The 18,612-nt window shown below is 36.1% G+C and carries 23 protein-coding genes and 1 riboswitch; of the genes, 13 read left to right on the top strand and 10 right to left on the bottom strand.

What is annotated here, in order from left to right; translation table 11 throughout:
- Positions 1 to 146 precede the first annotated feature (146 nt).
- Both BEN26_RS01505 and BEN26_RS01510 read right to left on the bottom strand, forming a co-directional pair.
- Complete coding sequence (locus BEN26_RS01505; RefSeq protein ID WP_069800551.1) at positions 147 to 731, bottom strand: DUF3501 family protein; 585 nt, start codon at positions 729 to 731, stop codon at positions 147 to 149.
- Between the two features lie 112 nt (positions 732 to 843).
- Positions 844 to 1,269: a rubrerythrin family protein gene (locus BEN26_RS01510; protein WP_235589095.1), complete on the bottom strand. Its 426-nt coding sequence runs from the start codon at positions 1,267 to 1,269 to the stop codon at positions 844 to 846.
- 167 nt (positions 1,270 to 1,436) lie between these two features.
- Between BEN26_RS01510 and BEN26_RS01515 the strand changes: the two genes are divergently transcribed.
- Positions 1,437 to 1,739 (top strand): YutD family protein, encoded by a 303-nt coding sequence (locus BEN26_RS01515; RefSeq protein WP_068725622.1) that lies wholly within the window; start codon positions 1,437 to 1,439, stop codon positions 1,737 to 1,739.
- A gap of 256 nt (positions 1,740 to 1,995) precedes the next feature.
- Here the strand turns inward: BEN26_RS01515 and BEN26_RS01520 are convergent, their stop codons facing one another.
- From BEN26_RS01520 to BEN26_RS01530, 3 genes are all read right to left on the bottom strand, one after another.
- Positions 1,996 to 3,216: a dicarboxylate/amino acid:cation symporter gene (locus BEN26_RS01520; protein ID WP_069800549.1), complete on the bottom strand. Its 1,221-nt coding sequence runs from the start codon at positions 3,214 to 3,216 to the stop codon at positions 1,996 to 1,998.
- 271 nt (positions 3,217 to 3,487) lie between these two features.
- Positions 3,488 to 3,898, bottom strand: a complete 411-nt coding sequence (locus BEN26_RS01525) for a 5'-3' exonuclease (RefSeq protein ID WP_069800547.1) — start codon at positions 3,896 to 3,898, stop codon at positions 3,488 to 3,490.
- A gap of 78 nt (positions 3,899 to 3,976) precedes the next feature.
- Positions 3,977 to 4,249 (bottom strand): DUF3055 domain-containing protein, encoded by a 273-nt coding sequence (locus BEN26_RS01530; RefSeq protein WP_069800545.1) that lies wholly within the window; start codon positions 4,247 to 4,249, stop codon positions 3,977 to 3,979.
- Between the two features lie 83 nt (positions 4,250 to 4,332).
- Between BEN26_RS01530 and BEN26_RS01535 the strand changes: the two genes are divergently transcribed.
- The 5 genes from BEN26_RS01535 to BEN26_RS01555 all read left to right on the top strand — a co-directional run bounded on the left by BEN26_RS01535 (position 4,333) and on the right by BEN26_RS01555 (position 8,907).
- On the top strand, positions 4,333 to 4,695 hold the full coding sequence (locus BEN26_RS01535) for a hypothetical protein (RefSeq protein ID WP_069800542.1): 363 nt from the start codon (positions 4,333 to 4,335) through the stop codon (positions 4,693 to 4,695).
- A 93-nt stretch (positions 4,696 to 4,788) separates the two neighbouring features.
- Positions 4,789 to 4,898: riboswitch (SAM riboswitch) on the top strand.
- A gap of 197 nt (positions 4,899 to 5,095) precedes the next feature.
- Entirely contained in the window at positions 5,096 to 6,127 is a 1,032-nt protein-coding gene (locus BEN26_RS01540; RefSeq protein ID WP_069800540.1) for a methionine ABC transporter ATP-binding protein, read from the top strand.
- Positions 6,117 to 6,779 (top strand): methionine ABC transporter permease, encoded by a 663-nt coding sequence (locus tag BEN26_RS01545; RefSeq protein WP_069800538.1) that lies wholly within the window; start codon positions 6,117 to 6,119, stop codon positions 6,777 to 6,779. Before BEN26_RS01540 ends, BEN26_RS01545 begins: the two co-directional genes overlap by 11 nt.
- 17 nt (positions 6,780 to 6,796) lie before the next feature.
- Positions 6,797 to 7,633: a MetQ/NlpA family ABC transporter substrate-binding protein gene (locus BEN26_RS01550; protein ID WP_068725613.1), complete on the top strand. Its 837-nt coding sequence runs from the start codon at positions 6,797 to 6,799 to the stop codon at positions 7,631 to 7,633.
- A gap of 65 nt (positions 7,634 to 7,698) precedes the next feature.
- Positions 7,699 to 8,907: a M20 family metallopeptidase gene (locus BEN26_RS01555; protein WP_069800536.1), complete on the top strand. Its 1,209-nt coding sequence runs from the start codon at positions 7,699 to 7,701 to the stop codon at positions 8,905 to 8,907.
- A 191-nt stretch (positions 8,908 to 9,098) separates the two neighbouring features.
- Here the strand turns inward: BEN26_RS01555 and glpX are convergent, their stop codons facing one another.
- A complete protein-coding gene (glpX, locus tag BEN26_RS01560; RefSeq protein WP_069800534.1) occupies positions 9,099 to 10,067 on the bottom strand; it encodes a class II fructose-bisphosphatase in 969 nt (322 codons plus the stop codon).
- A 157-nt stretch (positions 10,068 to 10,224) separates the two neighbouring features.
- On the opposite strand from glpX, the gene BEN26_RS01565 reads away from it, so the two are divergent.
- Positions 10,225 to 10,662: a DUF86 domain-containing protein gene (locus BEN26_RS01565; RefSeq protein ID WP_069800532.1), complete on the top strand. Its 438-nt coding sequence runs from the start codon at positions 10,225 to 10,227 to the stop codon at positions 10,660 to 10,662.
- 109 nt (positions 10,663 to 10,771) lie between these two features.
- On the top strand, positions 10,772 to 11,407 hold the full coding sequence (locus BEN26_RS01570; RefSeq protein ID WP_069800530.1) for a helix-turn-helix transcriptional regulator: 636 nt from the start codon (positions 10,772 to 10,774) through the stop codon (positions 11,405 to 11,407).
- A 19-nt stretch (positions 11,408 to 11,426) separates the two neighbouring features.
- On the opposite strand, the gene BEN26_RS01575 is transcribed toward BEN26_RS01570, so the two are convergent.
- A complete protein-coding gene (locus BEN26_RS01575; protein ID WP_069800528.1) occupies positions 11,427 to 13,505 on the bottom strand; it encodes an HD domain-containing phosphohydrolase in 2,079 nt (692 codons plus the stop codon).
- A gap of 153 nt (positions 13,506 to 13,658) precedes the next feature.
- Positions 13,659 to 14,141 carry a phosphatidylglycerophosphatase A family protein gene (locus BEN26_RS01580; RefSeq protein ID WP_399167682.1) on the bottom strand — a complete coding sequence of 161 codons (483 nt, stop codon included), beginning with the start codon at positions 14,139 to 14,141 and terminating at the stop codon, positions 13,659 to 13,661.
- 165 nt (positions 14,142 to 14,306) lie between these two features.
- Here BEN26_RS01580 and BEN26_RS01585 point away from each other — a divergent pair, with 165 nt between their 5' ends.
- From BEN26_RS01585 to BEN26_RS01595, 3 genes are read left to right on the top strand one after another with little or no spacing between them, the layout of a single operon-like run.
- Complete coding sequence (locus BEN26_RS01585) at positions 14,307 to 15,098, top strand: SDR family oxidoreductase (RefSeq protein ID WP_069800524.1); 792 nt, start codon at positions 14,307 to 14,309, stop codon at positions 15,096 to 15,098.
- Between the two features lie 51 nt (positions 15,099 to 15,149).
- Complete coding sequence (locus BEN26_RS01590) at positions 15,150 to 16,142, top strand: 2-hydroxyacid dehydrogenase (RefSeq protein WP_220126391.1); 993 nt, start codon at positions 15,150 to 15,152, stop codon at positions 16,140 to 16,142.
- Positions 16,126 to 16,359: a DUF1450 domain-containing protein gene (locus BEN26_RS01595; RefSeq protein ID WP_069800521.1), complete on the top strand. Its 234-nt coding sequence runs from the start codon at positions 16,126 to 16,128 to the stop codon at positions 16,357 to 16,359. The genes BEN26_RS01590 and BEN26_RS01595 overlap by 17 nt, the downstream gene beginning before the upstream one ends.
- A 78-nt stretch (positions 16,360 to 16,437) precedes the next feature.
- Here BEN26_RS01595 and BEN26_RS01600 read toward each other — a convergent pair whose 3' ends face one another.
- Positions 16,438 to 16,668 (bottom strand): NifU family protein, encoded by a 231-nt coding sequence (locus BEN26_RS01600; protein ID WP_068725577.1) that lies wholly within the window; start codon positions 16,666 to 16,668, stop codon positions 16,438 to 16,440.
- A 261-nt stretch (positions 16,669 to 16,929) separates the two neighbouring features.
- Here BEN26_RS01600 and BEN26_RS01605 point away from each other — a divergent pair, with 261 nt between their 5' ends.
- Positions 16,930 to 17,277: a DUF1462 family protein gene (locus BEN26_RS01605; RefSeq protein ID WP_069800519.1), complete on the top strand. Its 348-nt coding sequence runs from the start codon at positions 16,930 to 16,932 to the stop codon at positions 17,275 to 17,277.
- Complete coding sequence (locus BEN26_RS01610) at positions 17,274 to 17,531, top strand: YuzB family protein (protein ID WP_069800516.1); 258 nt, start codon at positions 17,274 to 17,276, stop codon at positions 17,529 to 17,531. The genes BEN26_RS01605 and BEN26_RS01610 overlap by 4 nt, the downstream gene beginning before the upstream one ends.
- 57 nt (positions 17,532 to 17,588) lie before the next feature.
- Here the strand turns inward: BEN26_RS01610 and BEN26_RS01615 are convergent, their stop codons facing one another.
- Positions 17,589 to 18,491: a LysR family transcriptional regulator gene (locus BEN26_RS01615; protein ID WP_069800514.1), complete on the bottom strand. Its 903-nt coding sequence runs from the start codon at positions 18,489 to 18,491 to the stop codon at positions 17,589 to 17,591.
- Positions 18,492 to 18,612 lie beyond the last annotated feature (121 nt).

Below are 18,612 nucleotides of genomic sequence, written 5' to 3' on the forward strand. Positions count from 1 at the left end.
GTATTCGATTTTTTTTTAGAAGGACTGGTATGATGGCCTATAAAGTGCTTTTAAACTTAGATTTTACTAAAAAATAAAATCATCCAACTAATTGGAAAGCGCCAACTAGTTGGATGACACTACTGCTTGGTAAAAGAAAAATCTTTCTATTGATTTGCCAGTTGCTTTTGTAATTCTGCAACTAATTCTTTAGATAAGGTTGTCTCTCTTTGATAGTTGGCATGATTTACTCTTAAGGTGACCTTGTCTGTATTTAAGAAGGCTTGTTTTTGACTATCGGTAAATGGGAAGTGGAGATAATGTACAGATTGCGTATATTTTTCATCATCCTCATCTTCTGCATCTGGTTCGTAGGAAGTAATGACGTGAGAATCAAAAACAAGTTCAACTGCTTTTTCAATGCCAACAATGGTTTTGTTAAATTCTCTAAGTTCTTGTTGATTTGGTATTTCAATGAATAAGGTCATGGTTAATTCATTTGGCTCAGGAAGAAGGTCATTATATACATCTAACATTTCCTCAATGTAAGTATCGTTTGTGATTTGTTCTGCTCGGATCATTTCCTGAATTTGATAAAATACGGTCAGTTTTGATTCAAATAAACCTGTCATTCGATCACTGATCGAAACCCTTCTCATTTTTTTTTCAGCGATCACTTCTTTTAAAAATTTTTCGTGTAAATTTACGTATTGTGCATATGGAATTAAATCGGCTTTCGTTAGCTTTGCCATCAAGATACCTCCTTTATTTTTCACTTTGTCATATAAAAGAATGGACTAGGTTAATTAGCCCTAGTCCTCACTTCTAAGTATACATGAATAGGATAAGTATTTATAATAGAAATTAGTCGTTTAAACGATCAAGAATTTTCTTGAATGTGTTAGCATGTGCTTTTTCAGATTTTGACATTACTTCAAACCATTCTGCAATTTCGTCAAAACCTTCTTCACGAGCAACTTTTGCAAATCCTGGATACATTTCACTGAATTCATACTCTTCACCGGCAATTGCAGATTTTAAGTTATCTGCAGTTGTTCCTACTGGAAGATCAGTTACAGGGTCGCCACCACCATATTTCAAGATCATGTCGAAATGACCGAAAGCGTGAGATGTTTCACCATCAGCAATACGTTGGAAAGAGGAAGAAACATCAGCTAATCCTTCAACATCTGCTCTTTTTGAGAAGTATAGGTAACGGCGATTTGCTTGAGATTCACCAGCAAATGCAGCTTTTAAGTTTTCAAGAGTTTTCGTATTTTTTAGTTCCATTATTATCACCCTTTTTATATATTTTTATTTACAAAGTAATTTTAGTCCAATTTTAAAGTAGTGTCAACAAGTGAAGTGTAATCTTTTTCATGATTAGAAATTTAACAATTTGTAATATTTTATGCTACAATAAATGAGAAGTTAAACAACAGGAGTCGATAAAAGATATGATACACATGTTTGGCCATACATTCGAATTAGTTGTGAATCATAAAGATGGTTGGAACGCGGAAGCTTTTCGTGATCGTTACAGTGAAGTACTTGATAAATATGATTATATTGTAGGGGATTGGGGTTATAACCAATTGCGCCTTAAAGGGTTTTATGGAGAGAACCCTCGGGTATCCCATGAGATGAAAATCGAATCATTTGAAGAGTATCTATTTGAATATTGTAATTTTGGTTGTGCCTATTTTATTCTCAAAAAGACAAAAAATGGGGAGCACGAGCAAAAGGAATCAAAAAAGTGAGTTTGTCGTTCGACAACTCACTTTTTTAAAGATTAAGAAAGTATAACTTTCTTCCACTTGTCATTTAAGGGTTTGTATATTCCATAAGCTGCGACATAGCGTGACTAGCAGCTTTAGCTGTGTAGCACGACTTGTACACTTTGTGTGCCTTCAGAAGTGCCTTTCTCTCCTTAATCTTTATTCATAGAAGGGCACGGATGACGGAGCGCGATGGAATATACAAACTTTTTTTCATTGTTTTATGGAATTTTAAAATTTATGCTTGAGTTTGGAGAGAGGGTTCTTTTTTTGAAAGTTCTCCTTCTGAAGCCGCAACGACAACTGCAGCAGAAGCATCTCCCGTTACGTTGATAGAAGTACGGATCATATCTAAAATACGGTCAATACCAGCAATTAAACCAATTCCTTCAATCGGTAAATTTACTGATTGAAGAACCATGGTAAGCATAATTAACCCTGCGCCGGGAACACCAGCAGTACCAATCGAAGCAAGTGTTGCAGTCAACACGATCGTTACTTGTTGGGTTAGGGTAAGATCAATTCCAAAAAATTGCGCGATAAATAAGGCGCTAACCCCTTGATAAAGAGCAGTTCCATCCATATTGATTGTTGCACCCAATGGAAGGACAAAGCTACTTACACGTTTAGATACACCAAGATTTTCTTCGGTATTTTTAATCGTTACAGGTAATGTACCGGCACTACTTGAAGTGCTAAAGGCAACAAGTGTTGCTGGTGCAATGCCTTTAAAAAAGGTTAAAGGGCTCATTTTTGCAAATACCTTCACTGATGAAGAGTATACAAGCAAGGCGTGTAAGATAGATCCGATTAAAGCTGCCAGAATAACCTTAGATAATGGTAAAAGGACATCTAATCCATATTTCCCAACAACTGGAGCCACTAACCCCAAAATTCCAATCGGGGCATATTTCATGACAATCCCCGTTATTTTGTACATTGTTTCTGCCAAACCATCAAAAAATTTTAATAACGTTTTTCCCCTTTCGCCTATAAGGGTTAATCCAATACCAAGAAAAAGAGCAAAAAAGATAATTTGTAACATTTCCCCGTCGACAAGAGACTTAAGTGGATTGGTTGGAACGATGTTAAGGAGTGTATCAATAAACTTAGTAGGTTCTTTGACTTCGACGGCTTGTTGTACACCACTGACATCCACACCTTTCCCTGGGTCAATGAGATTCCCGAGAATGAGACCAATAGTAACGGCAATCGCAGTTGTCATTAAGTAATAGGCAACTGTTTTTGTTCCCATACGGCCAAGTTTTTTTATATCGCCAATACTTGCTACCCCTACGACTAAAGAAGATAAGACTAGGGGAACGATAATAAATTTAATAAGCCTTAAGAATAAGTCCCCTAAAGGTTTAATCACTTCAATACTGGGGCCAACGATCCAACCTAATAAAATAGCAATAATAAAAGCAATAAAAATCTGGGTTAATAAGTTCAGCTTCATTTATTTCCCTCCCGTATCGTATTTCAAGTACTATATTATGTATGAGAATACAATATCATGACTAGAAATACAATCGTTTTTTCACATTTTTGTCGCAAAATCTGAATAGAAATAAAAGGGAAAAACCCATTTTCATGGCTTAATGGGTGTTAGGGTTATCATAAAAGTGAATGGAATATACTTTGTAGGGATATAGCATGGAGCTAGTAAATTGGGATTTGCTGCAATAAAGCATTCATTTCTAGCTCAATTAGTTTTGCTTTGGCTCTTTCTAAAGGAATACGATAATAAGCATCATGATTACACTTGTGTGTTCATTGACTAATTGTAATGCATCCCCATCACCTGTAAGTAAATAGACATGAAGTTCAGGGGAGGCAAACTGTTGGGAAATACTCCCCATTATATCATCTGCTTCATATCCATCGATCGAGATCAGCGGGATACCAAAGGCTTGAAGGACTTCTTGGATTGTTTTATTCCCAGTATCATTAGCAATAATTGCATAATCAGGTTTGAAGGTATGTAGAGCATGGAAAAAATACCTTAGATATTGGTAAATCGCATTTGTAGGAATTCCGGTACTTGTTTGCATGATTCGTCCAGAGGTAGCAGTTGCGTAAAATCCACGGAATAGTAAGGCTAAGTTGTCTACAACCAAAAGTTTTTGTTTGTTTTCCATTTTTAATAAAACCTCCTAATCAACTGTATTATTGTAATACAAATTGGAAAAGGAGGTAAAGATACAAATTTTTCATCATCAATAATATTGAATTAAATAGTCATAAAGATCTTTTGCTTCTTCTTCCGTGATTTGATAAGCTTCTTCTAAAAAGCCTGGTTCTTCTAAATCATCTTTGCCAATAATCGCGGTTATACCAGATTGAATATTGATCACTAAATTTTTACCGTAAAAACGACCGGTGTGAATGATGGCCAAATCAAACTTTGAATTTGAGGCACCAACAAAGCTAATATATTTAATCTCTGTTTTTTCTGTTTCTTCATAAAGGATAAACATCTTCTCATTCATCTAGTTTCAATCCTTTCGCTGGATATTTTCACAAGTATTATATCAAGTTTTTCCTTTAAATATGAAATTGGGGGTTTTTGTAAGTGAACTTGAAACAATTGGAATCTTTTATCCATGAAGTTACGGATGAGGGTTATATTCTTAACCTTTGGGAACCCATGATGAAGGAATGGACAATCTCTTCTACTAGACAAGTTTTAACGGAACATGATAAAGAAGATCAGATCGATTTTGAACGGTTTATTAGCAAGATGATGGAAATGGAAAGAGCATGCATGGAAGAGAAAGACCAACGGCCAACAGTTATTATGAGAAAAGACTTTCGCGAATGCAAGGTAGAACTTCAAAAAGCAAATGGAGAAGTGTGGGTATATATTCTTCAACCTTATGGTTATCAAGGAACTTGGGAAATCTTTAGGGTAGATCGGAAAAAGAAAGGGTTTTGAACCAAAAAAGTTTAGTGATGAATTTATGTTGACAATTGTTTTTTCATGCTTTAATATACTAATCATTCCAAGTAAAAAATTGAATAGCAAATCTTCTTATCCAGAGAGGTGGAGGGACTGGCCCTTTGAAACCTCGGCAGCGGGTTCTCCTTATGAGAATACTGTGCCAATTCCTGCAAGCTTAAAAGCTTGGTAGATAAGAAGAGTGGACTCATTTTGTATGTGAACCCTCTTCTTATCGTGTGTAAGAAGAGGGTTTTTTAATGTTAAGGAATGTATAACTTTCTTTTCATTATTGGAATGGGATCCCGCAAAAGTAATCGGAATATGCAATGAACAAAAGCGTCACTTTTGTGGGCTATCTTACATGTCTAAATTGTACAGAAGAAGGAGGATCGAGATGATTAAATTAGAAAATATAACGAAAGTCTATCATAGTGGTGGACAAAAGATTGAGGCTCTAAAAGGAATCAACTTAGTTGTTGAACATGGAGAAATCTTTGGCGTGATTGGTTTTAGTGGAGCAGGTAAAAGTTCACTACTTCGCACCGTCAATTTGTTAGAAAAACCAACAACTGGGAAAGTCATCGTAAAAGATCAAGATTTGACTAGTTTATCTAAAGCAGAATTAAGGAAGGCAAGACAGAATATTGGTATGATCTTCCAACATTTTAATCTATTGAACTCAAGAACTGTTTTTGGCAATATCGCTTATCCCTTGAAATTAGCAAATATGCCAAAAGAACAAATCAAGAAGAAAGTAGAAGAATTGTTAACATTCGTTGGATTAGAAGATAAAGCAGACTATTACCCTGATCAATTATCTGGTGGTCAAAAACAACGAGTTGGGATCGCAAGGGCACTGGCCACAGAACCTGAAGTATTATTATGTGATGAGCCTACTTCAGCACTTGACCCGCAAACAACGATGTCTATTCTTGAATTATTAAAGCGAGTTAATCGCGAATACAATATCACCATTTTGATGATCACTCATGAAATGAATGTGATTCGGGAAATATGTGATCGAGTTGCAGTGATTGAAGATGGTCAGATTGTGGAACAGGGCAGTATTTTTGAGGTGTTTGCCACACCAAAAACTCAAACTGCAAAAAACTTTGTAAGTACAGTAATGCATGATGAAATTCCTCAATCAATTAAAAAACTTCTTGAAAACCAAGATGGTGAAAGACAAATCCATCGCATTGTTTTTGTAGGAGATACGGCAGGAAAACCCATTTTATCTCAAGTTTCTAAACGGTTTAATGTTGATATCAATGTATTATTTGGTCACATCACAGAATTACAAGAGGTTCCATTTGGTAATTTGATTGTGGAGTTTCGTGGAGCTCAATCGGAAATTAACAGAGCGATCATGTATCTAAATCAATCAACCGTAACGGTAAAAGAGGTGTTGGCAGATGCAAGTTGATTGGAATAACCTTTGGCCAAAAATTTCTGAAGCCTTGGTAGAAACTTTAACCATGGTTGGTTTTTCTTTAGTTTTTGCACTTTTTATCGGTTTTCCATTGGGGATAGCTCTTGTTGTCACGAGAAAAGGAAATCTTTTGGAAAATACAGTCGTATTTACGATTTTAAATGCGATTATCAATGTGTTTCGTTCGGTTCCCTTTATTATTTTAATGGTAGCAATCATTCCGCTTACTCGTTTGATTGTAGGAACCTCAATCGGAACAGCAGCAGCTATTGTTCCACTGGTTTTTTATTCAGGACCTTATATTGCTAGATTAGTTGAACAATCTTTATTAGAAGTTGATCCAGGAGTAATTGAAGCAGCAGAAGCAATGGGTGCAACACCTTGGCAAATTATTTTTACTATCCTTCTACCTGAAGCGCTAGCATCCATTGTCCTTGGCATTACGATTGCTATTATTGGTTTAGTAGGGGCATCAGCAATGGCAGGAGCTGTTGGTGGAGGTGGCCTTGGAGATTTGGCCATTGCCTATGGTTATCAGCGGTTTGAAACGGTGATCATGGTCGTTACAGTAGTTTTATTAATTATTCTTGTTCAAGGATTCCAAAGTCTTGGAAATATATTATCTAGAAAAATTAGAAGAAGATAAGAAAGGGGAAAACAAATATGAAAAAGACATTAGCAATGATTTTATTCTTTGTTTTAGCAATTGGGAGTGTTTTAACAGGTTGTAGCTCTACTGAAACAGCTGGAGAAAAAGAAGTGACGATCAAAGTAGGGGTTAGTAGTGGGGATCGGATTTGGCCATATTTGAAAGAAAAAGCTGCAAAAGAAGGAATTAATATTGAAATCGTAGAGTTTTCCGATTATGTCCGTCCAAATATGGCATTAGCTGACGGAGATATTGATTTAAATGCATTTCAAACTTACGCATATTTTGTAGATTTTATTAAAACAAAGAATTTAGATTTGGCTCCACTTGCCACAACTTTAATTGCTCCTATGGGGCTGTATTCAGATAAATATAAATCCCCAGAAGAGATTCCAAATGGAGCTGAAATTGCAGTACCAGATGATGCAACCAATATGGGTCGCGCATTGCTTTTGCTACAATCCGCTGGCTTGATTAAGCTAAAAGATGGTTTTAATGGAATTGGTGATTTAGAAAGTATTGTTGAGAATCCAAAAGGTATAAAAATTACGCCATTAACCGCAGGACAAACACCAAGGGTTTTACCTGATGTGGCTGCCTCCGTCATCAACAATGGTTATGCAACAGAGGCAGGATTTAACCCTGTAGAAGATTCCATTTATTTAGAGGATAAAACAGCCAAACCTTATATCAATATCATTGCAGTTCGTTCAGAAGATAAGGATAAAGAAGTATTTAAAAAAATCGCAGAACTTTATCAACAGGATGATGTAGCAGAATTTATTAAAAACACATATAAAGGTGCCATTATTCCAACCTTTATTCCAGTGAGTGAATTAGAAAGTAAATAACCTTTAACCTTGGAGTCAATTGAAGAAAATGAGCGGATTAAATGTAGGAGAGGAGCCTAGATAACATGGTTCAAAAAGACACAAAATATAGAGAACAAATTCTTCAATTTGTAGACGGTGAAAAAGAAAAATACATCACTATTAGTCATCAGATTCATGCCAATCCTGAGATTGGTAATGAAGAATTCTTTGCATCAAGTCTATTAACAGAAACATTAGAAAAAGAAGGTTTTATTGTGGAAAAAGGAATGGCAGGTCATAAGACCGCCTTTCTCGCTCGAAAGAAATCTAGTAAAGGACAAGGGGCTACTATTGGTTATTTAGCAGAATATGATGCCTTACCTGGACTTGGTCATGCCTGTGGTCACAATATTATAGGAACTACAAGTGTTGCAGCTGCGATTACTCTAAGTAAAGTGATCGATGAGATTGGAGGAGAAGTAGTTGTATTGGGGACCCCTGCTGAGGAAGGAGGACCAAATGGAAGTGCAAAAGGCAGCTTTGTAAGAGAAGGGTTGCTACAGGGAATTGATGCCTGCATGATGGTCCATCCTTCTAATCGAACAAGTATAACGGGTTCATCCTTGGCAGTAGACCCCTTAGACTTCGAATATATAGGAAAACCTGCTCATGCAGCTGCTTCACCTGAGGAGGGTCGTAATGCGTTAGATGGCGTGATTCAATTGTTTAATGGAATCAATGCCTTACGTCAGCATGTTCCAAGTGATGTTCGGATTCATGGCATCATCACACATGGCGGGTATGCACCAAATATTGTCCCTGAATATGCTAAGGCACGTTTCTTCATTCGAGCAGCAACAAGGGAAACTTTAAATGAAGTAACAAACAAAGTAAAGGCTGTAGCTGAAGGTGCGGCACTTGCAACTGGAACAAAAGTAAATGTGATCGCTTTTCAAAATCCAGTAGATAACCTACTTTTTAATCGTCGCTTTGATCGAGTATTTCAAGAACAATTGGAATCGCTTGGAGAACAAGTAGATACGATGGAACGAAAAGGGCTAGGATCAACAGATACAGGCAATATCAGTCAAGTGGTGCCAACCATTCATCCCTATATTAAAATTGGTCCATCAAACCTTGTTGGGCATACGGTAGCTTTTCGTGAAGCTGCTTGTTCAACTGAAGGAGATCAAGCGTTAGTCCTAGGCGCTAAAGCATTAGCTTTAACAGGTTTACAATTACTTGTAGATGAAAGCCTGTTACAAGAGATAAAAGAAGAATTCAAGCAAAGAAAAGCAATAAATTGGAACTAAATTGTAAAAAAAAGGAGTGGTATTGTGCCACTCCTTTTTCAAAGATTAAGAAAGTATAACTTTCTTCCATTTGTCATTTAAGGGTTTGTATATTCCATAAGCTGCGACCTTCAGAAGTGCCCTTCTCTCCGTAATCTTTATTCATAGAAGGGCACGGATGACGGAGCGCGATGGAATATACAAACCTTTTTTCACACCATCACCAAATGAGGTTTATTAGGTAGACTATGAACCGCACGTATGAAACGGACTGTCTTGGTTTTGGCCCGCATCACGATAGAGTGGGTTTCAGCTAAGTCACCACCCATAAAACGAACTCCCTTTAATAGCTCTCCATCTGTAACGCCGGTAGCTGCAAAAATAGCATCATTACCTTTAACTAGATCGTTCATCATAAGGATCTGTCTAGGATTGGTTAACCCCATTTGAATACATCTTTGATATTCTTGTTCATTCATGGGAACAAGTCGTCCTTGCATTTCCCCACCTAATGTCTTGATTGCGGCAGCTGAAATTACCCCTTCAGGAGCACCACCTGTTCCAATGAATAAATCAATTCCTGTCTCTGGGAAAGCAGTAGCAATCGCAGCACCAACATCTCCATCACCAAAAAGTTTAACTCTCGCCCCAACACTTCTTACCATTTCAATCAATGTATCATGGCGTGGACGTTCTTGGATAATAACAGTCAAATCCCGTATCCGTTTGTTATTTGCTTTTGCAACAATCTCTAATGTTTTTTCAAGGGGATCGTCCAAATGGATTTGGCCAGCGGCTCGTGGCCCAACCGCAATTTTTTCCATATACATATCTGGTGCATGAAGAAGATTACCTTTATCTGCAATAGCGATAACTGCCATCGCATTTGCTGTCCCTTTGGCAACAATATTTGTTCCTTCAAGGGGATCTACAGCAACATCTACTTCTGGAGAGGCAGCATTTCCTAATTTTTCACCAATATATAGCATAGGTGCTTCATCTAACTCACCCTCACCAATAACGACTGTTCCATTCATGGCCACAGAATCAAACATTGCTCTCATCGCACTAGTTGCTGCTTGATCAGCCTCGTTTTTTTTACCTCTTCCCATCCATTGGGCAGATGCTAAAGCAGCTACTTCTGTCACACGAACGATTTCTAATGCAAGCTCTCGTTCCAACTAAGTCACTTCTTTCTGTTGTAATTTCCTAGACCATTTTAACAAAAATCTTTCTTGTTTTGTGAAGTTTCTAGAAAAATATAATTGGGAATGAAAAGGAATTTTGTCTCTATCTGTCGAATGTGATATAGCAAGATATAAAAGAGGGGGAGCAAGGATGTATGATGTTGATCGTGAAGGAATAGACGAAGTATTAAAATATAGCAGACAAAAATTAGAAGCAATTCAACCTTGGCTACATATTACTGAAGAAGAATTGGTTCAGAACGAACTTCTTATTCTTGCTTTGGAAAGAGCAGCACATTTAGCGATTGAAGCGATTGTAGATGTGGGAAATAAACTAATTGATGGCTTTATTATGAGAGATCCAGGCAGTTACGAAGATATTATAGAAATTCTTAGGGATGAGCAAGTGATTCCTGAACAAGATGCTATTCTTTTGAAAGAATTTGTGGCTTATCGTAAGATTTTAGCTCATCAGTATACTAAAACCAATTCCATTGAATTACATCATTTACTAAAAAAAGTGTTTGCAACGATATTGCAGTTTGAAGTTCATTTACGCAGGTATTTATCTAAGGAATTAGGCATATAATGAGAATATACATTACTACATTTTTTATATTTAAATGTTTAGTAATTTACTTATATTGAATAATCGGCTAAAATAAATGTATGAAAACAACATGAAGGGTGGTGACAATATGGCAAATGACCACTTGTCAACCAGAGATGAAATCCTTTTTATGCTGAAAACAAATGGTTCTTTAACCGTAAGTGAAATATCTAAGGAATTAGGAATAACAGAGATGGCTGTTAGACGGCATTTAAATACGTTAGAACGTGACGAACTGATTCGATCAACATTAGTTCGCCAAGCAATGGGTAGACCAACGAATTTATATTCTTTAACGGAAAAAGCAGAGGATCAGTTTCCAAAAACCTATCGAGATTTAGCCAAAGATCTACTAGATGCAATCGCAGAATCAGAAGGAATAGAAAAGATAGAAGTTTTATTTGATAAGAGAGAACAACGTCTTCGTAAGCGATATCTCGAAAAAATGGCTGGTCGAACTTCCTTAGATGAAAAAGTTAAGGCTTTGGTAGATATTCAAAATGATAAGGGTTATATGGTAGATTGTGAAAAAGTCGAAGATGGTTTTTTAATTAAAGAGTATAATTGCCCTATTGCTGAAATTGCTAGGGACTATAATCATGCCTGTGAAGGTGAGAAGAAATTATTTAAAAATGTATTAGGAACTGAAGTAGAGTCTGTTCAATGTATGGCTAGAGGAGACCATAGTTGTATCTATAAGATTAAACAAAAAGTGAATAGCTAGAGAAAAAGCTACGCTTTCATTACAAAGCGTAGCTTTTTGCTAAGATTTTTTCATTAAGTTCCAATTGGATTTGCTTAAGTTCATCAATCGGAATCTCTAAAAAGGCTTGTGCACACATCGGGCAAAAGTGACTTCCAATTGCGTTTTTAATGACTTCTCTCGCGAATTCAATCGATTTTGGTTCTTTGTAAGGCCTTTTACTAGTAATCGCATCAAAGGCATCAGCGATCGCAAAAATTCTTGCAGGTAGAGGTATTTCTTCTCCAACTAAGCCAAAAGGATAACCTTTACCATCGAAATGTTCATGATGATAAAGGACAACATCTACAGCTCCTTCTAAAAACTCGATATTTTGAATCATTTCATAACCGATTTGAGGATGTTGCTTCATGATTTTCCATTCCTCATCTGTTAATTTTCCTGGTTTAAGAAGAATAGCATCAGGAATGCCTATCTTACCAATATCATGAAGAAGTGCTCCCCACTGGATTCTTTTCATTAGAGCTTCATTCACATTTAATCTTTTGGCGATTGCCAAACTAAAGGACGTTACTCGCCTAGAATGCCCTTGAGTTTCTGCATCCTTTTTATCCAACGCAACGGTTAAAGCCTGAATCATCATCAAATTGGTTTTTTCTAACTGGGCATTTTTCAAATGTCTTAAGATATGTGTTCCTAAAGGACGAATATATTCATTTGCTATGTATATTGACTCTTGGCTGAAACGGATCGGATAGTTTCGATCAATTAAAAGAAAAACGCCCACACATTGATTTTCTACTTCATCACATAATGGAACCATCAAACCTGATTTTCCAACTCTTTCGCCAAGTTTCGGATGGATATCAGAAAGGGCAAAGGATTCGTTTATCGCCAATGTTTGTTTTTCCATAAAGCTACGAACAATGATAGAGTTATCAGTAATCGCTAATTCAATGTTAGGTTGATTTAAGAGCTTTAATGTTAAACGTTCTTGATCTAAAAGCCATACATAAACTTCTGAGTAATGTAGGTAACGTTTTGCTAATCGGGCGTTTTTTAATAGAGTTTGTTCCAATTGATCAGTATAACCTAATTCGGTAGACAACTGTTTAACCACTTTTTTTATTCTTCTTACTTCAGATTGGTAGACAATCTCAATAATATTATCTAGGGAAGGACTTAGTTGTAGAATGAGTTGGCTTATCGTTTCAATTTCCCACTCATTATATGCATTTTCTCTTTCACTATAAATATGAATAACTCCAATCGGTCTTCCTTTAACGATAAATGGAATTCTTAACGTCGTCTTAAAAGTTAAAGGATAAGTAAATTGATCTTCATTATAGAATTCATTTTGATTGGTTACTTGTGGTATTCGTTTCTTTAATATCCCTTTTGTCGCTGACCCATCTAAGGGGAGGATTTTTTTCATTAATGGAACTACTTCACGGTTTAAATAGATGGGGAAGCAAATCATCTCTCCAATTCGAAATGGATGGGGGAAAGTTATTTTCAATCCATCAAATCTCATCACTTTTAATAGTTCTTCTACTAATTCTGGATAAGCATGAATCACTTCTCGGTTTCTTGAGGTAACGGTAGTAATTCTACTAATGGCATGAAGGATATTATAATTTATCGCATTATATATAGCAATGGTTGAACTGGTTGCCAAGGAAAGAAGAAAGTTTACATCATCTTGTGAAAAAGCATGAAGCTGTTTTGAACCAAAGTAAATGGCTCCTAATGGTTGCTGGTTCATAATAAGTGGAATGCAATATTGGGACTGAATAGGGACTTGAAAATGATTGACTTCATTTGGAAAGGTAGAGAGATTGTTTACTAATAAGGGTTCTTTTACCTTTACTACACGCCCGATTATTCCTTCGCCAACCTCTATAGAATGATTTCCTATAATACGATCAGATAGAGAACCAGTCTTTCTTTTTAAATATAATTTGTTCCCTTCTAACATATAAATACAGACGAGGTCAAATTGGTTTAGTTTTTCGATTTCATTGATAATAGAAGTTAAGACAGTGTTAAGATCATAGCTTGTCACAAACGAATGGCTTATATGGTATAACGTTTCTAATTTTGAGTGAAAGGAATCCATCATCTTATTCTCCTTTAAAATAATAGCCATTTTTTGAACTTAATTGATAAATTTCTACTTAAACTGCCTTTTTCCTTCATGCAAACGTCCAATTTTCTCAAAAAAAGATGAGAAAGTGTCATTTCTCATCAGTATGTGTTAATAAGTTCAGCTTTATCGTGTTTGACTATGAGCGATACGACTAGATGCTGCAGCTGCAATTGCTCCTACAATATCATCAAGGAAGGTATTCACATGTACACCATCATGGGCATTCAGTTTTTCTAATATTCCCGGTTTCATTTTATCGATGAATCCATAGTTGGTAAAACCAATACTTCCATAGACATTGACAATGGATAAAGCAATAATTTCATCAATACCATAAAGGCTTTCATCTTGGAAAATGATTTCTTGTAAAGGGGATTCTAATGCCTTTTTCTCTGCCAATTTGTCTAATTCAATTCCTGTGATTACAGCGTTTTGAACTTCTCTTTTTTCTAACACCTTGTTGATGTGCGATTCACATTCTTCAAGGGTAATATTTGGGAAATACTTTGACTGAAGAAAATAAACTAATTCTGCAATATCGTGTATGGTGACCCCTCGTTCATCTAGTAATTGTAATGTCCGTTGATAGAGATTTTCATCTGAAATGCGGACAAAATTTTCTTTCATTATAACTACCTCCTCTTATGATCAATAGTTTTGCCTTAAGTCTTAGGTTTCATCCAATGCACTTTTCACACTATGAATACATTGTATTATAAAATCTGGATTTGTATACTATACACATATCGTTAGATGAACGGAGGGTTGATCATGGCAGCTAAAGGAGTTGCCCTTATTATAGGCGGTTCACAAGGTTTAGGCAAAGCCACTGCGCTTGCACTGGCAAAATCAGGATACGATCTAGTCATAAACTATCTGACCGATCATAAGGCTGCAGAACAAGTCGTTTCCGAAGTCAATCATCTAGGACGAAAGGTTTTTGCATTTCAAGGGGATGCAACGAATTACCAAAAGATGCAGGAATTATTTATAGAGGTAAATAGCGAATTTGGGAGATTAGATGTTTTGGTTCATGCTGCAGGTCCATTTATCAGAGAACGAAAAAACTTTTATCAAATGTCGATCGATGAAATACAGCAAATGGTTCATGGTAATTTACTTAGTGCCATGTACACAACTTCTCTTGCATTACCTTTAATGAGAAAACAAAAGTTTGGCCGAATTATCTTTTTTGGCTTCCATCGAGCTAATGAAGCTCCTTCTTGGCCTGACCGTTCTGTTTATGCAGCGGCAAAAGTTGGGCTGGTCTCCTTTTGTAAGACATTAGCAGTAGAAGAAGCCCCCTATGGGATTACTGTCAATATGATATGCCCTAGTGATATTATTGGTGAAAATAAGGAAAAAATGATACGTGATGTAGCGCTTTTAAAAGATAAAGAATCTCTTAGAGGGAGGCCAGGTTCTGGGGAAGATGTATCTAGAGTGATTGAATTTTTGTGCCAAAAAGATTCAGATTTTGTAACGGGCAATGCGATTAGTGTAAGCGGTGGACTTGATATTATTTATCCAGTGTCTAAACAAAATCCTAAAAAAATAGACTAGGCTATGTTAGACTTGAGATAAATATTGCGAATCATTATGGGGGGAATAAGGTTGAATAAACCGTATGTGTTTGTATCTAGAAAAATTCCTGAAGAAGCATTGGAAAAATTAAGAGAGGTATTTATAGTAAGTGTTTGGGAAGAAGATCGTCCAGTACCAAGAGAACGTTTATTAGAGGAAGCTAAAAAAGCTGATGGGTTTTACATCATGTTAACTGAGAGAATTGATGAGGAGTTAATAAATCAAGCCAAACACCTTAAAGCGATTTCGATTATGGCTGTTGGCTATGATAATATCAATCTTCCCTTGGCAACAGAGAAAGGAATTGTGGTGACTCATACCCCAGGAGTATTAAGTGATACGACAGCAGATCTTACTTTTGCGTTACTGATGGCAACAGCAAGAAGGATTACGGAAGCAAACCGGTATGTTTTAGAAGGGAAATGGGATAGCTGGGGTCCAATGTTAATGGCAGGACAAGATGTATATGGTGCAACGATTGGTATTATTGGGATGGGAAGGATTGGTGAAGCGGTAGCCAAACGTGCAAAAGGATTTGATATGAAAATCCTGTATCATAATCGAAAAAGTCGTATAGAGATAGAAGAACAATTAGGAGCAGAGTATCGCTCATTAGAAGATTTACTAAAAGAATCAGATTTTGTTGTATTACTAACTCCTCTAACTCCTGAAACAGAAAAGCTCATGGGTAAAAGGGAATTTTCGTTGATGAAACCATCATCGATCTTTATCAATGTTTCAAGAGGGGCAACTGTTGATGAAGAGGCGTTGTATGAAGCCCTTGTCCAGAAAAATATCTGGGCGGCAGGTTTGGATGTGTTTCGGGAAGAGCCGATTCCAATGGATCATCCTTTATTAACATTAGAAAATGTAGTGGTCCTTCCTCATATTGGGAGTGCAAGTATATCAACAAGAAAAAGAATGGCAATGATGGCAGCTAACGGACTCATTGATGCAATGAACGGGAAAAAGCCAAATCATATGGTGAATCCTGAGGTATGGAACAATGGAGAAAAACCATAGTATTGAGTTCTGTAGTGCCAATCTACTTAATGGTTCAAAAAAAGTCTATGACCAATTGAAAGAAAAAGAAAAAATAAACCTATATGAGTTTGGTTGTTTAGGCCATTGTCGTCAATGTGTAAGAACCCTATTTGCTATGGTAGATGATCAATATGTATCAGCTGAATCAGCTGAGATATTATACGTAGAGATTATGAAAAGAGTAAAGGATAAATAATGTAGACAGTCTTCTATTTTACATCAGGTACCTTAATTACATTGGCGCCGTTTTTTGTAAGATAGAAGACATTGTTTTTTACCAAACTTGTTGAACTTCAGTGATTTTCCCAGGCAATTCTTCCATCAATGCACGTTCAATCCCAGCTTTTAAGGTGATGGTTGAACTAGGGCAAGCACCACAGGCGCCCATTAAACGCAATTTTACAATTCCATCTTCTACGTCCACTAATTCACAATCGCCACCATCACGTTGTAGGAAAGGACGTAATTGATCAATAATTTTTTGTACTTCTTCAAATAATGACATATGATTGACCTCCTATTAAGATTATGAAAGAAAGTATAACTTTCTTTACATGATGATAAATGGAACCCCGCAAAAGTAATCGGAATACGCTTCGAAAGAGAACGTCACTTTTGTGGGCAATTTTATAAGCTAAAGGTATTGTAACATAGGAAAAGTTTTTTAACTATATGATAATACTTTGTGAAACTTTGAATATCATCATTTTGCAAATATTTGTGTAAAATAGATAAAAAGATGCAAGTGGGTATAGGAGATGTTTGTATGAGAAGAACTGAAGATGGAAAGCTTGAAGTGTTTGTATATGGTACAGGGATCATTTGTGCGAGTTGTATCAATGCACCTTCTAGTGAGGAAACTGCTTCATGGTTGCAATCCTTATTTAACCGAAAATATGGAGATCAAATCCACGTTAAATATATTGATTTTCAAAAACCAGCGAATGAGGAAGAGAAGGCCTTTGCTAGAAGAATGATGCTTGAAGATTTATGGTACCCTGTAGTCTTAATAGAGGATGAAATTGTAACAGAAGGGAATCCTAATCTTAAGAAGATCTTTAAGAAATTAGACCAATTAGGAATAAAGCCTATTGAGGATGAGCAGACAAGATGAATCCAATGATCGAATTTTGTACGAATAACTATATCCATGGTACAGACAAAATCAAACAAAAGTTAGAAGATAATCCAGAATACGATGTAATTGAATATAATTGTCTAGGACACTGTGAACGATGTGCCGTTACTCCTTTTGCAGTTGTAGAGGGAGAATTCATTGAAGCAGATGATCCAGACGATCTAATTGTTCTGATTGAAGAAACAATAGAAGAACGTAAGGCATTTGATAATTTGTTTGATCAATTGTAGCGTTGTAATTTCCATTATATAGGATTTTCTTATGACCCCTTGAACAATCAAGGGGTTTTAGCATTTAATCAAATCTTTTGTTTCTAATAAGTAAGACAAGAACTGCTGGCCAATCACTGAAATGTTTTTTGGTTGATAGAGTAAGTAATAGGAAGTCTCTAATTCTAATCCTTCGATCGTCAAGGGGTGTAAGAGTCCTTCTTCAACTTCGTACTCAATACAAGACTTATAGAAGAAAGATGCCCCTAATCCAGAAATGACTGAGGTTTTTAATGCTTGTATACTACTCATTTCAGAAACTACATCTAAGGTTTGGATTGGAAATTTCATCTGGGATAGTTTATTTTCAATTGAGCGACGAATTGGTAAAGAAGGTGAAGCCAAAATTAAGGGAATACTCTCTAGTTCATTAAGCGAGATCGCCTCAATTTTTGCAAAGGATGAATGGTAGGATACGGCTAAAATAATAGGATCTGTTCCAATCTTTACAGATTCAATTCCAATTTGACCAGTACTACCATCCTCAATTACTCCAAGATCAATCTTTTTTTCTTGAAGTTGTTGAAATATCTCTTCCTTTTGAAAAATGGAGACATCAATCCGAACTTCGGGATACTGTCTTCGAAAGCTTCCCATTGTATAAGGCAATAAAAAGTTACCAAACGCTTCAGTAGCACCAATATGTATTAGATTTTCATTCTGTCTCAACTCGTTTAATTTCTCTTTCATTGCTGCATGAATCTCAAAGATTTTTTTGATATTGGTATAAACGATTTCACCCGCTGGATTTAATTGAACACCTTTCACTGTTCGAAAAAAAAGTTGATGACCATAATACTGTTCTAATGATTGAATGAGGGAACTAACTGCTGGTTGTGTGAGATGAAGTTGTTTTGCTGCTTTTGATATACTCCGTGCCTCAGCTACGGTAATAAAAACCTCTAACACATGGATGTTCAAAACTAGCCCTCATTTCTTTGATAGTATATGATAACAAAACAAAATGTATCTATCATTATTCTAAATGCTTTTCAAATAATTTCATAGTTTTTTGATAGATTAGACAAATAATGTACACAAT

Source organism: Tepidibacillus sp. HK-1 (assembly GCF_001748485.2).
Lineage (GTDB): Bacteria > Bacillota > Bacilli > Tepidibacillales > Tepidibacillaceae > Tepidibacillus_B > Tepidibacillus_B infernus.